15 protein-coding genes and 1 pseudogene are annotated in these 17279 nt (G+C 66.5%); 9 read left to right on the forward strand and 7 right to left on the reverse strand.

Annotation, left to right across the window (positions count from 1 at the left end; genetic code table 11):
• Nucleotides 1-445 precede the first annotated feature (445 nt).
• From mdtD to AB4Y98_RS14750, 5 genes and pseudogenes are all read right to left on the reverse strand, one after another.
• Entirely contained in the window at nucleotides 446-1855 is a 1410-nt protein-coding gene (mdtD, locus tag AB4Y98_RS14730) for a multidrug transporter subunit MdtD (protein WP_100460053.1), read from the reverse strand.
• Nucleotides 1856-1946: 91 nt separating this feature from the next.
• The gene (hemE, locus tag AB4Y98_RS14735; protein ID WP_312785889.1) at nucleotides 1947-3029 is read right to left on the reverse strand and encodes a uroporphyrinogen decarboxylase; all 1083 of its coding nucleotides are present in this window, start codon (nucleotides 3027-3029) and stop codon (nucleotides 1947-1949) included.
• A gap of 28 nt (nucleotides 3030-3057) precedes the next feature.
• Nucleotides 3058-3297: a WGR domain-containing protein gene (locus AB4Y98_RS14740; protein WP_025876992.1), complete on the reverse strand. Its 240-nt coding sequence runs from the start codon at nucleotides 3295-3297 to the stop codon at nucleotides 3058-3060.
• 22 nt (nucleotides 3298-3319) lie between these two features.
• A pseudogene (gene aroB, locus AB4Y98_RS14745) lies at nucleotides 3320-4249 on the reverse strand (3-dehydroquinate synthase); the annotation flags it as partial.
• Nucleotides 4246-4788, reverse strand: coding sequence for a shikimate kinase (locus AB4Y98_RS14750; RefSeq protein WP_032976596.1), 543 nt, complete (start codon nucleotides 4786-4788; stop codon nucleotides 4246-4248). The pseudogene aroB and the gene AB4Y98_RS14750, both read right to left, overlap by 4 nt.
• Before the next feature lie 98 nt (nucleotides 4789-4886).
• On the opposite strand from AB4Y98_RS14750, the gene AB4Y98_RS14755 reads away from it, so the two are divergent.
• A complete protein-coding gene (locus AB4Y98_RS14755) occupies nucleotides 4887-5090 on the forward strand; it encodes a dodecin family protein (protein ID WP_025876997.1) in 204 nt (67 codons plus the stop codon).
• 6 nt (nucleotides 5091-5096) lie between these two features.
• On the opposite strand, the gene AB4Y98_RS14760 is transcribed toward AB4Y98_RS14755, so the two are convergent.
• The gene (locus AB4Y98_RS14760; protein ID WP_442244601.1) at nucleotides 5097-5924 is read right to left on the reverse strand and encodes a kinase; all 828 of its coding nucleotides are present in this window, start codon (nucleotides 5922-5924) and stop codon (nucleotides 5097-5099) included.
• Nucleotides 5925-5964: 40 nt separating this feature from the next.
• Here AB4Y98_RS14760 and pdxH point away from each other — a divergent pair, with 40 nt between their 5' ends.
• From pdxH to AB4Y98_RS14775, 3 genes are all read left to right on the forward strand, one after another.
• The gene (gene pdxH, locus AB4Y98_RS14765; protein ID WP_033831770.1) at nucleotides 5965-6564 is read left to right on the forward strand and encodes a pyridoxamine 5'-phosphate oxidase; all 600 of its coding nucleotides are present in this window, start codon (nucleotides 5965-5967) and stop codon (nucleotides 6562-6564) included.
• Nucleotides 6565-6573: 9 nt separating this feature from the next.
• A complete protein-coding gene (locus AB4Y98_RS14770; RefSeq protein WP_442244602.1) occupies nucleotides 6574-6921 on the forward strand; it encodes a hypothetical protein in 348 nt (115 codons plus the stop codon).
• A 186-nt stretch (nucleotides 6922-7107) separates the two neighbouring features.
• Entirely contained in the window at nucleotides 7108-7569 is a 462-nt protein-coding gene (locus tag AB4Y98_RS14775; protein WP_442244603.1) for a DoxX family protein, read from the forward strand.
• Between the two features lie 199 nt (nucleotides 7570-7768).
• Here AB4Y98_RS14775 and prpR read toward each other — a convergent pair whose 3' ends face one another.
• Complete coding sequence (prpR, locus tag AB4Y98_RS14780; RefSeq protein WP_442244604.1) at nucleotides 7769-9352, reverse strand: propionate catabolism operon regulatory protein PrpR; 1584 nt, start codon at nucleotides 9350-9352, stop codon at nucleotides 7769-7771.
• A 154-nt stretch (nucleotides 9353-9506) separates the two neighbouring features.
• Between prpR and prpB the strand changes: the two genes are divergently transcribed.
• From prpB to AB4Y98_RS14805, 5 genes are all read left to right on the forward strand, one after another.
• Nucleotides 9507-10400, forward strand: coding sequence for a methylisocitrate lyase (prpB, locus tag AB4Y98_RS14785; protein ID WP_025877008.1), 894 nt, complete (start codon nucleotides 9507-9509; stop codon nucleotides 10398-10400).
• Nucleotides 10401-10435: 35 nt separating this feature from the next.
• Nucleotides 10436-11593: a bifunctional 2-methylcitrate synthase/citrate synthase gene (gene prpC / locus AB4Y98_RS14790; protein WP_025877010.1), complete on the forward strand. Its 1158-nt coding sequence runs from the start codon at nucleotides 10436-10438 to the stop codon at nucleotides 11591-11593.
• 109 nt (nucleotides 11594-11702) lie between these two features.
• On the forward strand, nucleotides 11703-14321 hold the full coding sequence (acnD, locus tag AB4Y98_RS14795) for a Fe/S-dependent 2-methylisocitrate dehydratase AcnD (RefSeq protein WP_312106607.1): 2619 nt from the start codon (nucleotides 11703-11705) through the stop codon (nucleotides 14319-14321).
• 51 nt (nucleotides 14322-14372) lie between these two features.
• On the forward strand, nucleotides 14373-15551 hold the full coding sequence (prpF, locus tag AB4Y98_RS14800; protein WP_394197842.1) for a 2-methylaconitate cis-trans isomerase PrpF: 1179 nt from the start codon (nucleotides 14373-14375) through the stop codon (nucleotides 15549-15551).
• 148 nt (nucleotides 15552-15699) lie between these two features.
• Nucleotides 15700-17160, forward strand: a complete 1461-nt coding sequence (locus AB4Y98_RS14805) for a bifunctional 2-methylcitrate dehydratase/aconitate hydratase (protein ID WP_442244605.1) — start codon at nucleotides 15700-15702, stop codon at nucleotides 17158-17160.
• Nucleotides 17161-17279: the final 119 nt, after the last annotated feature.

Below are 17279 nucleotides of genomic sequence, written 5' to 3' on the forward strand. Positions count from 1 at the left end.
CCTGTAGGCTTGGCAGCCGCATCCATGCGGCTGACACCCCGCAATCCGACACCGCCCCACCTTCGACAGATTCCCGGTGGCTGATGGATCCACGCCATGCGTGGATGAATCTCTGTCAGATATCGAAATAATTCTGGGGTCAGATCCGTTTTCCTGCGGAAAACGGATCTGACCCCATGCCATTCCGGTGTCGACCACGGTCGACACCCACCAACAGCAACACAGAACGTCGTTCCGACAGATCGCGGAAATCTGTCGAAGGCGGGGTGGGTCCGGTTGCGGGGGTGTCCGCGGCATGGATGCCGCGGCCAAGCCTACAGGGAYGTAYTTRCGGCGTCCCCGCAATCCGACACCGCCCCGCCATCCCACGGATAGCCAGCTGTTGCTGTTGCTTCGGCCGTTGCCGTTGCCTCTGCAGGTGCAGGGCGCAGCCCTGCCGAACCCACTACTCCGCTACGTGCTCGACCTCGCGCGGTTCCGGCTTGGTGTCGGGCAGCTGCCAGAAGATCAGCGTCGAGGTCAGGGTGATCGCGCCCACGCACAGGAACGTGGCATGCAGCGCAGCCGTCGCACCGTGGCCTTCCAGCTGCGTGCCGAACGCGGCCAGCAGGCTGCCTGCAGCCGCCGCACCGAAGCCGGCGGCGAGCATCATCACCATCGACAACAGGCTGTTGCCGGAACTGGCGAACTCGCGGTCGAGGTCGCGCAGGGTGACGGTGTTCATCACGGTGAACTGCAGCGAATTGACCGCACCGAAGAAGGCCAGCTGCAGCAGGCGCACGGACAGGTGCTGGCCCGGTGTCATCAGGATGAAGCTGGCCATCGCCAGGCCGACCAGCACAGTGTTGGTCATCAGTACGCGGCGATAGCCGTAGCGTTCAACCAGTTTCACCGCCAGCTTCTTCGACACCATGCCTGCGGCGGCCACGGGCACCATCATCAGGCCGGCGTTCATCGGCCCGAGGCCAAGGCCGACCTGCAGCAGCAGCGGGATCAGCATCGGCATGGCACTGCTGCCGATGCGTGAGAACAGGTTGCCGAGAATGCCGATGCGGTAGCTGGGCACGCGGAACAGTGCCAGGGAGAACAGCGGCGCCGTTGAGTTTGCTGCGTGCAGCCAGTAGCCGACCAGCGCGGCCAGGCCGGCCACGGTCATCAGCATCACCAGCGCGTGTGGTGTGCCGAGCCCGGAAATTCCATCCAGTGCCAGCGACAGCACCACCATCGCAAAGGCCAGCATGGCGTAGCCGCGAAGGTCGAACCGGGTGCGGTGGCTGGCGTAGTGGTCGGGCATGATCTTCATCGCCGCGATGAAGCCGATGACACCGATCGGCAGGTTGATCAGGAACACCCAGTGCCACGAGGCGATCTCGACCAGCCAACCGCCCAGCGTGGGGCCGATCAGCGGACCCACCAGTGCGGGAATGGCGATGAAGCTCATCGCACGCAGGAAGTCCTCGCGTGGCACCGATCGCATCACCGCCAGGCGCCCGACCGGCAGCAGCATCGCGCCGCCGATGCCCTGCAGTACGCGCGCGGCCACCAGCTGATGCAGCTGCTGCGCCATCGCGCAGGCCAGCGAGCCGAGGGTGAACAGGATGATCGCCACCAGGAAGGTGCGACGGGTGCCGTAGCGGTCGGCGATCCAGCCGGAGGCGGGAATGAAGGTGGCCACTGCCAGCGCGTAGCTGAAGACCACCGACTGCATCTGCAGCGGGCTTTCGCCGAGGCTGGCCGCCATCGCCGGCAAGGCCGTGTTGACGATGGTCGAGTCCAGCATCTGCATGAAGATCGCCAGCGAAACCAGCCACAGCAGGGGACGCTGGCGGGTGTAGGTCGATGGCGCTGTGGACATGGGGCGTGGCCGGTGCAACGTGGGGGCGCCATGATCGCGCACTGCGGGTCACGGCGCGATCAACATCGCGCCGTGACTGCATGCGGGATGCTCAGCGTTGGCTGTGCGCGTGTACCGCGTCGACCAGCACCTGTACATGGGCCGGGTCCATGTCCGGCGACATGCCATGGCCGAGGTTGAACACATGGCCCTCGCGCGAACCACCGTTGCCGGCGGCATAGGTGTCGAGCACGCGTGCGGCCGCTGCGGCGATCGCATCGGGCGTGGCATACAACGTGGTCGGGTCCAGGTTGCCCTGCAGGGCTACGCGGCCACCGGTACGGCGTAGCGCTTCGTCCAGGTCCAGCGTCCAGTCCAGGCCGAGCGCATCGGCGCCGGTCTGCGACAGCGCTTCCAGGTGCAGGCCGGTGCCCTTGCCGAACAGGATCAGCGGCGTGCGCTCGCTGCCTTCGCCGCGCTCCAGGCCCTCGGCGATACGCTGCAGGTAGCGCAGCGAGAACTCGCGGTACATCGCCGGCGACAGCACGCCGCCCCACGTGTCGAACACCTGCAGTGCCTGCGCACCGGCGGCGCGCTGCGCGCCGAGGTAGGCAATCACCGCGTCGGTGGTTACCTCCAGCAGGCGGTGCAGGGCCTGCGGATGGTTCAGCGCCATCGCCTTGATGCGCGCGAAATCCTTGCTGCCGCCGCCTTCGACCATGTAGCAGGCCAACGTCCACGGGCTGCCGGAGAAACCGATCAGCGGCACCTGGCCATCCAGTTCGCGGCGGATCAGGCGCACCGCGTCCATCACATAGCCCAGATCCTGCTCCATGTCCGGTACCGCCAGCTTGGCGATGGCCGCTTCATCGCGCACCGGGTGACGGAACTTCGGGCCTTCGCCTTCGACGAAGTACAGCTCCAGGCCCATGGCATCGGGAATGGTGAGGATGTCCGAGAACAGGATGGCCGCGTCCAGCGGGAAGCGGCGCAGCGGCTGCAGGGTGACTTCGCAGGCGATCTCCGGGTTCTTGGCCATGGCCAGGAAGCTGCCGGCCTTGGCCCGGGTGGCGCGATATTCCGGCAGGTAGCGGCCGGCCTGGCGCATCAGCCAGACAGGGGTGCAGTCCACCGGTTCGCGGCGCAGGGCGCGCAGCAGGCGATCGTTGCGGAGAGGGCTGGTCACAGTGGGCATTCCTTGGGCGAAATGGGCAGCGGCGCAGTCAGTCGCCGTGCGAAAGAATCTGGAAGCCCCGATGCAGTTCGGCATCGCGGGCCTTGTCGTAGGCGTGGCGGGCTTCGTCGGCCGTCAGGTACAGCTCGCGCCGCAGCTGCGAGCGGGCGCCGACGCGGCCGGATTCACGCAGCAGTTCCCAGCCGCCGAACAGGTCCGGGACCAGGGTCAGGCGCAGGAAGCGCGGTGCCTGGGCACCGTCGGCGGGTTGTTGCAGGTGGACGTGCATGGTGTCGATTGTAGCGGGGGCGGTGTGACCCCTGCCGCAACGCTGACCTGGTAGTGGGGGCCGGGGGCAGGCCCAGGTGGGTGGAGAGGCGTGCCGCCAGCACCATGCCCACTGCTACGGCTTCACCGTGGTTCAGTGCATCGCGTCCTGGTGCGGAGTACCCCTGTTCGGTTTCGATGGCGTGGCCGAAGGTATGGCCAAGATTGAGCAGGGCGCGCTCGCCCTTCTCGAAGGGATCGCGCTCGACGATGGCGGCCTTGTGCCGGCAGCTGCGGGCGATGGCCTCGGCGATGACCGCATCCTCGCCGGCCGCCAGTGCCTCGGCATGCTGCTGCAGCCATTCGAAGAACACCGCATCACCCAGTGCGCCGTACTTCACCACTTCGGCCAGGCCGGCGCGTAGCTCGCGCGGCGGCAGGGTGGCCAGCACGCGGGTATCGGCGATCACCGCACGCGGTGGGTGGAACGCACCGACCAGGTTCTTGCCGGCCGGGATATCCACGGCGGTCTTGCCGCCCACCGAGGAGTCGACCATCGCCAGCAGCGTGGTTGGCAGCTGCACGCAGTCGACGCCGCGCATCCAGCAGGCCGCGGCAAAGCCGGCGAGGTCGCCGACCACACCACCACCGAGGGCGAACACGCAGGCATCGCGGGTCGCGCCGAGCGCGGCCAGCGCCTCGATGACCGAGCCGAACTCGGCCAGGGTCTTGGAGGCTTCACCGGCGGCCAGCACATGCTCACCCACGATCAGGTCCGGGCGTGCGGCCAGCAGCGTCTGCCTGACGGCATCCAGATAGCGCGGAGCAACCTCGCTGTCGCTGACCAGCAGCACGTGGCGGCCACGCACATGGCTGGCCAGTGCAGCGCCGTCGGCCTGGGCACCAGCGCCAATGGTGATGGAGTAGGGACGGTCGCCGCCAACGGCGACCTGCAGCAGGGCAGGGGAGGTCATGCAGTGGGGTCCTGTCGCTGCCAGTGCGTGGCCAGCTTGACGACAAGCTGGGCAGTGGCATCGGCGGCGGTAAACGGGTCGGTATCAAGAGTGACATCGGCGAGGTCGCGATACAGCGGGTCGCGATGCGCGGCCAGATCATGCAGCACCTGTTCGCGGTCCGGCCGCTGCAGCAGTGGCCGGGCCTTGTCGCGTGACAGGCGCTCCAGCTGGGCTGCGACGCTGACCCGCAGGTAGACGACAAAGCCTCGCTTGGCGATCAGGGCGCGATTGTCCGGGTCAAGCACGGCACCGCCACCGGTGGACACCAGCTGGCCACGGCCGGCCAGCACCTGCGCCAGCGCCTGGCGCTCATGGGCGCGGAAGCCTGCTTCGCCGGAATGCTCGAAGATCGTGGGGATGCTGGCCCCGGTCGCATCGACGATGGCCTGGTCGACGTCGACGAAGTCCAGCGTGAAGCGCTCGGCGAGGCGGCGGCCGATGCAGGTTTTACCGGCGCCCATCGGGCCGATCAGGATCAGGTTCGGAGCGGGATTCATGCCCTCTGATGCTAACACCTCCGTGCCTTGGCCTTTACGTTCTTCACGTCAGGGTGGAGGTTCCTGCGGGGTTTCCCGCGCCTGAAGGAGTGCCTGCCATGTCGGTTGCCAAGGTCATCGAAATCAATGCGTCCTCGCCCAAGAGCGTGGAGGACGCAGTGCGCAGCGGTTTGAAGAAGGTGTCCGGGACGGTCAAGGGCATCCAGGGCGCCTGGATCAACGAGACCAAGGTGGTCACCGACGGCAACGGTGAGATCACCGAATGGCGGGTGAACCTGCGGGTCACCTTCCTGGTGGAGTGAGGCTGCTCAGCGCAGCCCTTGCACCTGGCGCTGGGCATCCAGCGCCACTACCCGGTCGGCAATGGCCGGCAGCGCACGCAACGCCTGCCGGCTGACCCGCTCGTAGTACTGCACGAAGCGCTCCAGCTGGGGCCGGTTCATACCGTGCCGCCCCGGCTGGGCCGCCTGCAGGTTCTGCTCCTGCTGCCAGCGCCAACGCGGCACCACCGAAAAATCAGGGGGTTGCAGGAACCACAGGCGGTCACAGCGCTGCCACAGCGCCGGATAGTCGCGGGCCAGCGCCTGGTTGCACCAGCGCCGCCAACGGCCATCGGCATCGGCCTCGCGCTCCAGGGCGTTGAGCGGGACATCCAGTTCGGCATCGTCCTGCGCCGGGGTGCCCAGGAACCAGCCTTCGAACACCAGCAGGTCCAGCGGCGTTTGCAGCTGCGGCCACTGCGCTTCGGGCAGGCGCTCGTCGGCCAGCTTGTCGAAGCGGGGCAGGGCCAAGGGCTGTCGTGCTGCCACTGCGTCCAGTGCCGCATGTGCCAGCGGCAGGTCGTGGGTGCCCGGTGGGCCACGGGTGATCAACAACGGATGTACTTGCCGGGCCAGACGCTGGCGTTGTGCGCGGGTCAGGTAGACATCGTCGATGGACAGCGTTGCGGCGTTCAGGCCACGCGCCTGGGCACGGGCAACCACCTGCGCGGCCAGCGTCGATTTGCCGCTCCCCTGCAGGCCGCTGATCGCCAATACTGGAACGGCTGTGCTGCTGCCCAGCGCGTCATCCAGCGCCTGCTCGACCACTGTTTCGGGGAATCCTTTCACCTGGGGCATGTACGCAGCGGCGACCATGCCGCCACAATAGCCCAAACCGTGTGAGAAGAATGCTGTCATGAGCGACCTGTACGCCGAAGCCCTGTCGACCTTTGCCGCCCTTTTCGAAGAAGCGAAACAGAGCCGCGAAGTCGAGCCCAATGCGATGACCGTGGCGACCGCCGATGTGCAGGGCCGGCCATCGGCGCGCACCGTGCTGTTGAAGGCGTTCGACGAGCGCGGCTTCGTGTTCTACACCCACCTGGACAGCCACAAGGGCAACGAGCTGCAGGCCAATCCGCAGGCGGCGCTGCTGTTCCTGTGGCGCAGCCTGCGCGAGGCCGGCATCCAGGTGCGCATCGAGGGACGCGTAGAGCAGGTGGCCGATGCCGAGGCCGACGCGTATTTCGCCAGCCGTCCGCGCATGAGCCAGATCGGCGCGTGGGCGTCGCTGCAGTCGAAGACGTTGAACTCGCGCGAGGAGTTCGACGCGCGCGTGGCCGAGGTCGAGGCGCGCTTCGAGGGCAAGGACGTGCCGCGTCCGGACGGTTGGAGTGGTCTGCGGGTGGTGCCTGACCGCATCGAGTTCTGGTACGGCGCGCAGTTCCGCCTGCACGAGCGCTGGTGCTATGAAGCGGGTGCCGAAGGGCGCTGGAGCAAGCGCTTGTTGTACCCGTAAGGCACCGTGATGCAACGCGTGCCGCTGTATCGCGTGGTGGTGTTCGTGCCGGTGCCTGCCCTGGAGGCGGTGAAGCAGGGCATCCTTTCGGTGGATGCACTGGCGGCCGGCGATTACGAGCACGGCCTGTGGTGGTCCGCGCCGGGGTTCGAACAGTTCCGGCCACGCGTGGGTGCGATCCCCACGCAGGGCGAGGCGGGGCAGACCGAGGTGGTCGACAGCGTGCGGCTGGAGTTCTGCCTGCCGCGCGATCCGCAGCGGCTACAGCGCATCCTCGAGCACGGCATCGTGCCGCATCACCCGTGGCAGGTGCCGGCGGTGCAGGTGGAAGAGATCGAGCTGCTGCTGGCCGGGTAGATCCACGCCATGCGTGGATGGAAAGGTCGGTACACCTGCATCGTAGGGTCGAGCCTGTACCACTGCCATTGTTCCAACGCGTATCACTGCGAGAGCCGTTTGTCGCAAACGGACCGGCCAGCTTCATCTGCGAGCAGGCCAGCAAACGTCACACTCGGACTGATGCCCTCGATTTCCGGAGTTGCCATGTCCCCTTGGCGTTGCCTGTTTGCCGTGCCATCGCCGCGCCAGGGCGTGGAAGCGTTCCTGTTGCTGCTCGCCCGCATCGTGGCCGGCGTGATGTTCTGCGTATCCGGCTGGAACAAGCTGTTCACCGACGCCGGGCGCGAGCGCATGGTGCACACGCTGGTCGATGCGGGCATTCCATTTCCGGTACTCAGCGCGCCGGTGCTCGGGGCCATTGAGTGGATTGCCGGTGGCCTGTTGGTGCTGGGCCTGTTGACCCGCCCTTCGGCATTGCTGCTGGCGGCGATCTGCGCGGTAGCGGCGCTCACCGATGGCATTGCGCGCATTCCTGCGGGGCTGAGCGTGCCGGATTGGCTGAGCTGGTTCTTCTACCTGAGCGAAGTCCCGCTGGGCGTGCTGCTGCTATGGGTTGCGGCCGTGGGCAGTGGACGGTTCGCCATCGAAGCGCGCTGGGCACGCTGAGTGCACCTTCTTCCGCGGCCGGCGGGCGTGCGGTAGCGCCTGGGCGCTCCAGTAGATCCACGCCATGCGTGGATGGGGTACTTGGGAAAAAGCGGTGCGAACCAAGGTTCGCACCCACCAGGCATCGGTCTGCCCTCAACAGACATCGGCGGTTCGCCCCTGCCTTGCATCGGTTCTGCACCAACCAGACGGCAGGATGTTACAACCCCTCCGCGCGCAGCCACCGCCACAGCGTGGTGCGTGACACACCCAGCGCCTGCGCCATGCCTTCGCGGTCATTGCGGTGTTCCTGCAGCAGCGCCTCCAGCTGCGCACGCGGTGGGCGCTTGCCGTTGCCTTCCAGCGGCAGTGTGGCGGCGCCTTCGCTCACCAGCTCCGGCGCCAGCTGCAGCAGGCGTGCTGCATCGATCAGTCCTTCACCGGGCTGCCAGTGGATGCGCAGCCTATCCACCAGATTGCGCAGTTCACGCACATTGCCTGGCCAATCGGCTGCGCTGAGCAGGGCCAGCGCTTCTGCATCCAGCGGTGCATCGATGCCGCGCAGTTCGCGGAAGAAGTGCGTGGTCAGCAGCGGGATATCGCCTCGCCGTGCACGCAGAGTGGGCAGTGCGATGCGCAGCGCGGCCAGCCGGTAATACAGGTCGCGACGGAAGCTGCCGCCCGCCGCGCGCTGCTCCAGCGATTGCAGGGTGGCGGCGACCACGCGCAGGTCGACCGGGGTCGGTTCGGTGGCGCCCACGCGCAGCACTTCGCGTTCTTCCAGCACCCGCAGCAGGCGGGTCTGCAATGGCAGCGGCAGTTCGCCTATCTCGTCCAGGAACAACGTACCGCCATCGGCCGCCTCGACCAGGCCGACGCGCCCCCCGCGACGCGCACCGGTGAAGGCGCCGTCGCTGTAGCCGAACAGCTCCGCTTCCAGCAGTGATTCGCTGATCGCGCCGCAGTTCAGCGCAACGAAACGACCGCGACGACCGCTGGCGGCGTGCAGCTGGCGTGCAACCAGTTCCTTGCCGGTGCCGGTCTCGCCGGTAACCAGTACGGTGCTGTCGTGCGGGGCGTACAGTGCGATCTGTGCGCGCACGTCGGCCATCGCATTGCTGTCGCCGAGCAGGGCATGCGCATCGTTGCGTGGGGCGGTTCGGCGGCGCGGAGCCGGCCGGTTGCCGCCGGAGCGGGCCATGGCCTGGGTCAGCTCCAGCGCATGCTCGAACGCCTGCCGCACCGAATCGGCCGAGTACAGCAGCACGCCGGGCAGTCCGGCCTGTTCGGCATGGTCGATGGCCATGCCGGTGCCGACGATCACTTCGATGCCGTTGGCGCGCAGGTCGGCGATGCAGTCGCGGGCATCTTCGCGGGTAACGAAGCGGCGGTGCTCGATGTCCAGGCCGAAGCTCTGCTGGAAGCTGCTGAACACCGGCACGTCGCTGGCATGGGTGACCAGGCCGATGCGTGGGGCGATGCGGCGGGCGCGCGCCAGCGCTTCCATCAGGTCGAAGCCATTGGCGTGGATCGGTACCAGCGGCAGGTCCAGGCGACCGCGCAACCAGGCCGCGTTTGAGCCGCCGGCAATCACCACGTCGCAGTGCTCGCGGCGCAGGCGCTGGCCGATCACTTCCACGGCTTCCTCGAAGCCCAGGTTGATCTGCTCGATGCGTGCGCGGCGGTCGAACTCGGGAATGACATCGCCAAGCAGGCCGGTCAGGCGCGAGACGCTGACCGTCCAGATCACCGGGCGGCCGGGGTCGGCATCGGCGTGGCGCAGGGGTGAGCGGGGCAGGTACATGCAACGGAGACCGGGAGGCGATGTTTCATGATACATCCGTTTCAATGTTTCATATGTTTCAGTGTTGCGGGCCGGTCATCCCCGTGAAATCAATCGCTTGCAGGTTGGCATGGTGTTTGCGCTTACCCCTGTGTCCTTCAACCTGGATCGCCGCATGACCGTTTCGACCCTCTCTTCCGCCGGTGCCCGCTTCCGCGAGGCGCTGGCTGCCGAATCGCCGCTGCAGGTTATCGGCGCGATCAACGCCAACCATGCGCTGCTGGCAAAGCGCGCGGGTTTCCGTGCCATCTACCTGTCCGGCGGTGGCGTGGCCGCCGGCTCGCTGGGCCTGCCGGACCTGGGCATCAACACCCTGGAAGACGTGCTGGTGGACGTGCGCCGCATCACCGACGTCTGCGACCTGCCGCTGATGGTCGACATCGACACCGGCTTCGGCCCCAGCGCGTTCAACATCGCGCGCACCGTGAAGTCGCTGATCAAGGCCGGCGCGGCCGCCTGTCATATCGAAGACCAGGTCGGCGCCAAGCGCTGTGGTCATCGCCCGGGCAAGGAGATCGTCTCGCAGGGCGAAATGGTCGACCGCGTGAAGGCCGCAGCCGATGCCAAGACCGATCCGGACTTCTTCCTGATCGCGCGCACCGACGCCATCCAGGTGGACGGCGTGGACAAGGCCATCGAACGTGCCATCGCCTGCGTCGAAGCCGGTGCCGACGGCATCTTCGCCGAGGCCGCTTATGACCTGGATACCTACCGCCGCTTCGTCGATGCGGTGAAGGTGCCGGTACTGGCCAACATCACTGAATTCGGCGCGACCCCCTTGTTCAGCCGCGACGAGCTGGCCTCGGCCGGCGTTGCCATCCAGCTGTTCCCGCTGTCGGCGTTCCGCGCCGCCAACAAGGCCGCCGAGAACGTCTACCAGACGGTCCGCCGTGAGGGCCACCAGCGCAACCTGATCGACAGCATGCAGACCCGCGAGGAGCTGTATGACCGTATCGGCTACCACGCCTTCGAGCAGCAGCTCGATGCGCTGTTCGCCGCCAAGAAATAAGCAGTACCCTGCACCATCAAGTTTCGGAGGGAAACATGAACGATACGACCGCAACCCCGACCTTCAAGCCGAAGAAGTCCGTCGCCCTGTCCGGCACCGCTGCCGGCAACACCGCGCTGTGCAGCGTCGGCCGCAGTGGCAACGACCTGCACTACCGTGGCTATGACATCCTGGACCTGGCCAACACCAGCGAGTTCGAGGAAATCGCCTACCTGCTGGTGCATGGCAAGCTGCCGACCCGCGCCGAGCTGGTTTCCTACAAGGCCAAGCTGAAGTCGCTGCGTGGCATTCCGGCCGCGGTGAAGGCTGCGCTGGAAGAACTGCCGCCGTCAGCACACCCGATGGATGTGATGCGCACCGGCGTGTCCGTGCTCGGCTGCGTGGCGCCGGAGAAGGACGATCACAATCATCCGGGCGCGCGCGACATCGCCGACAAGCTGATGGCCTGCCTCGGTTCGATGCTGCTTTACTGGTACCACTGGAGCCACAACGGCCGTGCGATCGACGTGGAAACCGACGATGACTCCATCGGTGGCCACTTCCTGCACCTGCTGCACGGCGAGAAGCCGCAGGATTCGTGGGTGAAGGCGATGCACACCTCGCTGATCCTGTACGCCGAGCACGAGTTCAACGCCTCGACCTTCGCGTGCCGCGTCATCGCCGGCACCGGCAGCGACATGTACAGCGCGATCTGCGGTGGCATCGGCGCACTGCGCGGCCCCAAGCACGGCGGCGCCAACGAAGTGGCGTTCGAAGTGCAGAAGCGCTATGACAATCCGGACGAAGCCGAGGAAGACATCAAGGCCCGCGTCGAGCGCAAAGAAGTGGTGATCGGTTTCGGCCACCCGGTCTACACCGTCTCCGATCCGCGCAACAAGGTGATCAAGGACGTCGCCCGCGAACTGTCCGAAGAGCAGTCGAGCATGAAGATGTACGACATCGCCGAGCGCCTGGAAACGGTGATGTGGGACATCAAGAAGATGTTCCCGAACCTGGACTGGTTCAGTGCCGTCAGCTACCACATGATGGGCGTGCCGACCGCGATGTTCACCCCCCTGTTCGTGATCGCCCGCACCGCCGGCTGGAGCGCGCACATCGTCGAACAGCGTATCGACGGCAAGATCATCCGCCCGAGCGCCAACTACATCGGCCCGGAAGATCGCGACTTCGTGGCCATCGACAAGCGTTCCTGATCATCGCCACTGTTGCACTGCTGCATGCATCCGGCCGGCCCCGTGCCGGCCGGATGCCGTCACCGCCGTATTGCCGGCACCCGGCCCGCCACGAGCATTCCGCCAGCCCATGAATACCGATTACCGCAAGACCCTCCCCGGCGCCTCGCTGGACTATTTCGACGCGCGCGCCGCCGTCGATGCGATCCAGCCCGGTGCCTACGCCACGCTGCCGTACACCTCGCGCGTGCTGGCCGAAAACCTGGTGCGTCGCTGCGACCCGGCCACGCTGACCGATTCGCTGAAGCAGCTGATCGAGCGCCGTCGTGACCTGGATTTCCCGTGGTTCCCGGCGCGCGTGGTATGCCATGACATCCTCGGCCAGACCGCACTGGTCGATCTGGCGGGCCTGCGCGATGCGATCGCCGACAAGGGCGGTGATCCGGCCAAGGTCAACCCGGTGGTGCCGGTGCAGCTGATCGTCGATCACTCGCTGGCAGTGGAGTGCGGTGGTTTCGATCCGCAGGCGTTCGAGAAGAACCGCGCCATCGAGGACCGCCGCAACGAGGACCGCTTCCACTTCATCGACTGGACCAAGCTGGCCTTCGAGAACGTGGACGTGATTCCGCCGGGTAACGGCATCATGCATCAGATCAACCTGGAGAAGATGTCGCCGGTGATCTACGTGCAGGACGGCGTCGCCTTCCCCGATACCTGCGTGGGCACCGACAGCCACACCCCGCACGTGGATGCGCTGGGCGTGATCGCCATCGGCGTGGGTGGCCTGGAAGCAGAGAACGTGATGCTGGGCCGTGCGTCGTGGATGCGCCTGCCGGACATCATCGGTGTCGAGTTGACCGGCCGGCCGCAGCCGGATATCACCGCCACCGACGTGGTGCTGGCCCTGACCGAATTCCTGCGCAAGGAGCGCGTGGTCGGCGCTTGGCTTGAATTCTTCGGCGAAGGTGCCGCTGCACTCACCATCGGTGATCGCGCCACCATCTCCAACATGTGCCCCGAATACGGCGCAACCGCCGCGATGTTCTACATCGATGGCCAGACCATCGACTACCTGCGCCTGACCGGTCGCGAGGAAAAGCAGGTCGCACTGGTTGAGAACTACGCACGCAGCACCGGCCTGTGGGCCGATGACCTGGCCACTGCGGAATACGAGCGCGTGCTGCGCTTCGATCTGTCGACGGTGGTGCGCAACATGGCCGGCCCGAGCAATCCGCATCGCCGCCTGCCGGTATCGGAACTGGTCGAGCGCGGCATCGCCGATGCCGCCAAGCTGGAAGCCGGCAAGGCCGAGCAGGCACAGGGCCTGATGCCTGATGGCGCGGTGATCATTGCTGCCATCACCAGCTGCACCAATACCTCCAACCCGCGCAACGTGATCGCCGCCGGCCTGCTGGCACGCAAGGCCAACGAGCGCGGCCTGCTGCGCAAGCCTTGGGTGAAGTCGTCGCTGGCACCCGGTTCCAAGGCAGTGCAGCTGTACCTGGAAGAAGCGGGCCTGCTGCCGGACCTGGAGAAGCTGGGCTTCGGCATCGTTGCCTTCGCCTGCACCACCTGCAATGGCATGAGCGGCGCGCTGGATCCGAAGATCCAGCAGGAAATCATCGACCGTGACCTGTACGCCACGGCGGTACTGTCGGGCAACCGCAACTTCGACGGCCGCATCCATCCGTATGCGAAGCAGGCGTTCCTGGCCTCGCCGCCGCTGGTGATCGCCTACGCCATCGCCGGTACCATCCGCTTTGACATCGAGAAGGATGTGCTGGGCGTGGACAACGACGGCAACGAAGTGCGCCTGAAGGACATCTGGCCGAGTGATGCCGAGATCGATGCGGTGGTGAAGGCGGCGGTGAAGCCGGAGCAGTTCCGCAGCGTCTACAACCCGATGTTCAACGTACGCGTTGAGCACGGCGCAGCGGTGAGCCCTCTGTACGACTGGCGCCCGCAGAGCACCTACATCCGTCGTCCGCCGTACTGGGAAGGTGCACTGGCCGGTGAGCGCTCGCTGGCCGGCATGCGTGCGCTGGCGGTGTTGCCCGACAACATCACCACCGACCACCTGTCGCCGTCCAACGCGATCCTGGCCTCGAGTGCGGCTGGCGAATACCTGGCGAAGATGGGCTTGCCGGAAGAGGACTTCAATTCCTACGCCACCCACCGCGGTGACCATCTGACCGCGCAGCGTGCCACCTTCGCCAATCCGAAGCTGTTCAACGAGATGGTGCGCAATGAAGACGGCAGCGTGAAACAAGGTTCGCTGGCGCGCGTCGAGCCGGAAGGCAAGGTGATGCGCATGTGGGAAGCGATCGAGACCTACATGGAGCGCAAGCAACCGCTGATCATCATCGCCGGTGCCGACTACGGGCAGGGCTCTTCGCGTGACTGGGCCGCCAAGGGCGTGCGCCTGGCTGGCGTGGAGGCCATCGTTGCCGAAGGCTTCGAGCGCATCCACCGCACCAACCTGATCGGCATGGGCGTGCTGCCGCTGGAGTTCAAGCCGGGCACCACCCGCCTGACGCTGGGCATCGATGGCACCGAAACCTTCGACGTCATCGGTGAACGTACACCGCGCGCAGAGTTGCGTGTGGTCATCCACCGCCGCGACGGCCAGGACGTTATCGTGCCGGTCACCTGCCGCCTGGACAGTGACGAGGAAGTGGCGATCTACGAGGCCGGCGGCGTACTGCAGCGCTTCGCCCAGGACTTCCTGGAAGGCGCCAAGGTGGCGTAAGGCATCCGACGGCCCGGCAACGGGCCGTCTTTCATTGCAAGGAACCGTTCCATGGCATTTCTCCCGCAACTCCGTATTCCCGCCACCTACATGCGCGGTGGTACCAGCAAGGGCGTGTTCTTCCGCCTGCAGGACCTGCCCGAAGCCGCGCAGGTGCCGGGCGCCGCACGCGATGCGCTGCTGATGCGCGTGATCGGCTCGCCCGACCCGTATGGCAAGCAGACCGACGGTATGGGTGGGGCCACCTCCAGCACCAGCAAGTGCGTGATCATCTCCACCGCCTCGGTGCCTGATCACGATGTGGACTACCTGTACGGCCAGGTGTCGATCGATACCGCATTCGTGGACTGGAGCGGCAACTGCGGCAATCTCAGCACCGCCGTTGGTCCGTTCGCGATCGCCAACGGCCTGATCGATCCGGCCCGCGTGCCGCACGATGGCCTTTGCACCGTGCGCATCTGGCAGGCCAACATMGGCAAGACCATCATCGCCCATGTGCCGATGCGCGATGGGCAGGTGCAGGAGATTGGCGATTTCGAGCTGGATGGCGTGACCTTCCCGGCTGCCGAGATCCAGCTGGAATTCCTCGATCCGTCCGACGATGGTGACGCCGGTGCGATGTTCCCCACCGGCAACCTGGTCGATAGGCTGGACGTGCCGGGCGAGGGTAGTTTCGAAGTGACGATGATCACCGCCGGCATCCCGACCATCTTCCTCAACGCCGCCGATCTCGGTTACACCGGCACCGAACTGCAGCCGGCGATCAATGAAGACAAAGCGGCGCTGGAGCGCTTCGAGAAGATCCGTGCCTACGGCGCCCTGCGCATGGGCCTGATCCAGAAACTGGAAGACGCGGCGACCCGCCAGCACACGCCGAAGGTGGCCTTCGTCGCCCCTGCGCAGGACTACGTTTCCTCCAGCGGCAGGGCGATCCCGGCCGCGGACATCGATCTGCATGCCCGCGCGCTGTCGATGGGCAAGCTGCACCACGCGATGATGGGCACCGCTGCAGTAGCGATCGGTACCGCCGCGGCGATTCCCGGCACGCTGGTCAATCGTGCTGCTGGCGGCGGCGAGCGCGAGGCCGTGACCTTCGGGCATCCGTCGGGCACGTTGCGCGTGGGTGCGCAGGCCGCACTCGTTGACGGCCAGTGGACGGTGTCCAAGGCCATCATGAGCCGCAGCGCCCGCGTGCTGATGGAAGGCAAGGTGCGGGTGCCCGCCGAGTGATGGGCTGGTCGGCGGTGGCATCACATGCTTCGGTAGATGCCAACCTTGGTTGGCATGAAGAATGCAGCGCCGGGTGAACGTCCGCGCCAACCAAGGTTGGCGACTACCGGGTCTGGCGTGGCCTGGCAAACCTACGAGGAGATCGACGATGTCCGAGAATCAGACCCCATCCAACACGCGTGCAGCCTGGGATGCGCTGCTGGTGGATATCGTCGACTACGTGCGTGACACCCGCATCGATTCGCCGCTGGCGTTCCAGACCGCGCATCACTGCCTGCTCGATACGCTTGGCTGCGGGCTGGAGGCGCTGTCCTTCCCCGCCTGCAGCAAGCTGCTGGGACCGCTGGTGCCGGGCATCAGCGTGGCCAATGGCGCGCGTGTCCCTGGCACCAACTTCGTACTCGATCCGGTGCAGGCGGCCTTCAACATCGGCGCGATGGTGCGCTGGCTGGATTTCAACGACACCTGGCTGGCCGCCGAATGGGGCCACCCCTCGGACAACCTGGGTGGCATCCTTGCCGTAGCCGACTGGCTCGGCCGCAATGCGGCCGCGTTGCGACGCCCGCCACCGACCGTGCACGACGTGCTGCTGGCGATGATCAAAGCGCACGAGATCCAGGGCGTGTTGGCGCTGGAGAACTCCTTCAACCGCGTTGGCCTGGACCACGTGCTGCTGGTCAAGGTGGCCACCACCGCCGTCGTCGCGCAGATGCTCGGGTTGGACCGCGAGCGCATGCTCAGCGCGGTGTCGCTGGCCTGGGTGGATGGGCAGGCGCTGCGCACTTACCGGCATGCGCCCAACACCGGCTCGCGCAAGAGCTGGGCAGCCGGTGACGCGACCAGCCGTGGCGTGCGCCTGGCGCTGATGGCCGCCACCGGCGAGATGGGCTACCCCAGCGTGCTCAGTGCACCGACCTGGGGCTTCGAGGCGGTATCGATGCATGGCCAGGCGCTGACCCTCGGCCGCCCTTTCGGCAGCTACGTGATGGAGAACGTGTTGTTCAAGATCAGTTTCCCGGCCGAGTTCCACGGGCAGACGGCGGTGGAGGCAGCGGTCCTGCTGCACCACCAGCTGCGCGCGTTGGGGCGGAAGGTCGAGGACATCGAGCACATCGCGATCCGTACCCAGCAAGCCTGCATCCGCATCATCGACAAGCAGGGACCGCTGCATAACCCCGCAGACCGCGATCACTGCGTGCAGTACATGGTCGCCATCGCGTTGCTGCATGGACGGCTGGTGGCCGAGGACTACGAGGACGACATGGCGGCCGATCCGCGCATCGACGCACTGCGGGTGAAGATGGCCTGCCATGAAGACCCGCAGCTCAGCGCCGACTACCTGGACCCGGACAAGCGCAGCATTGCCAACGGCCTGAGCGTGCGTTTCAGTGATGGCAGCGCGCTGCCGGAGGTGCTGGTGGAGTACCCGCTGGGCCACGCGCGCCGGCGCGAAGAGAGTATTCCGCTGCTGATGGACAAGTTCCGCCGGCACCTGGCACACCGCTTCCCGACTGCCCAGCAGCAGCGCATCCTGGCCGCCTCGCTGGACCCGGTCGCGCTGGCGGCGATGCCGGTGACCGACTATGTGGACCTGTACCTGCCGGGGTAGGGCGGGGCCCGTTCCGATGCTCCACCGGGCACCCGCGCTGGACTTGCTCTGGTAGATGCCAACCTTGGTTGGCACAAGGCGGGCAGCGGGCGCGTGACGGACAGCGCCAACCAAGGTTG

Origin of the sequence: Stenotrophomonas sp. 2YAF26, from assembly GCF_052114625.1 — a bacterium.
Lineage (GTDB): Bacteria > Pseudomonadota > Gammaproteobacteria > Xanthomonadales > Xanthomonadaceae > Stenotrophomonas > Stenotrophomonas indicatrix.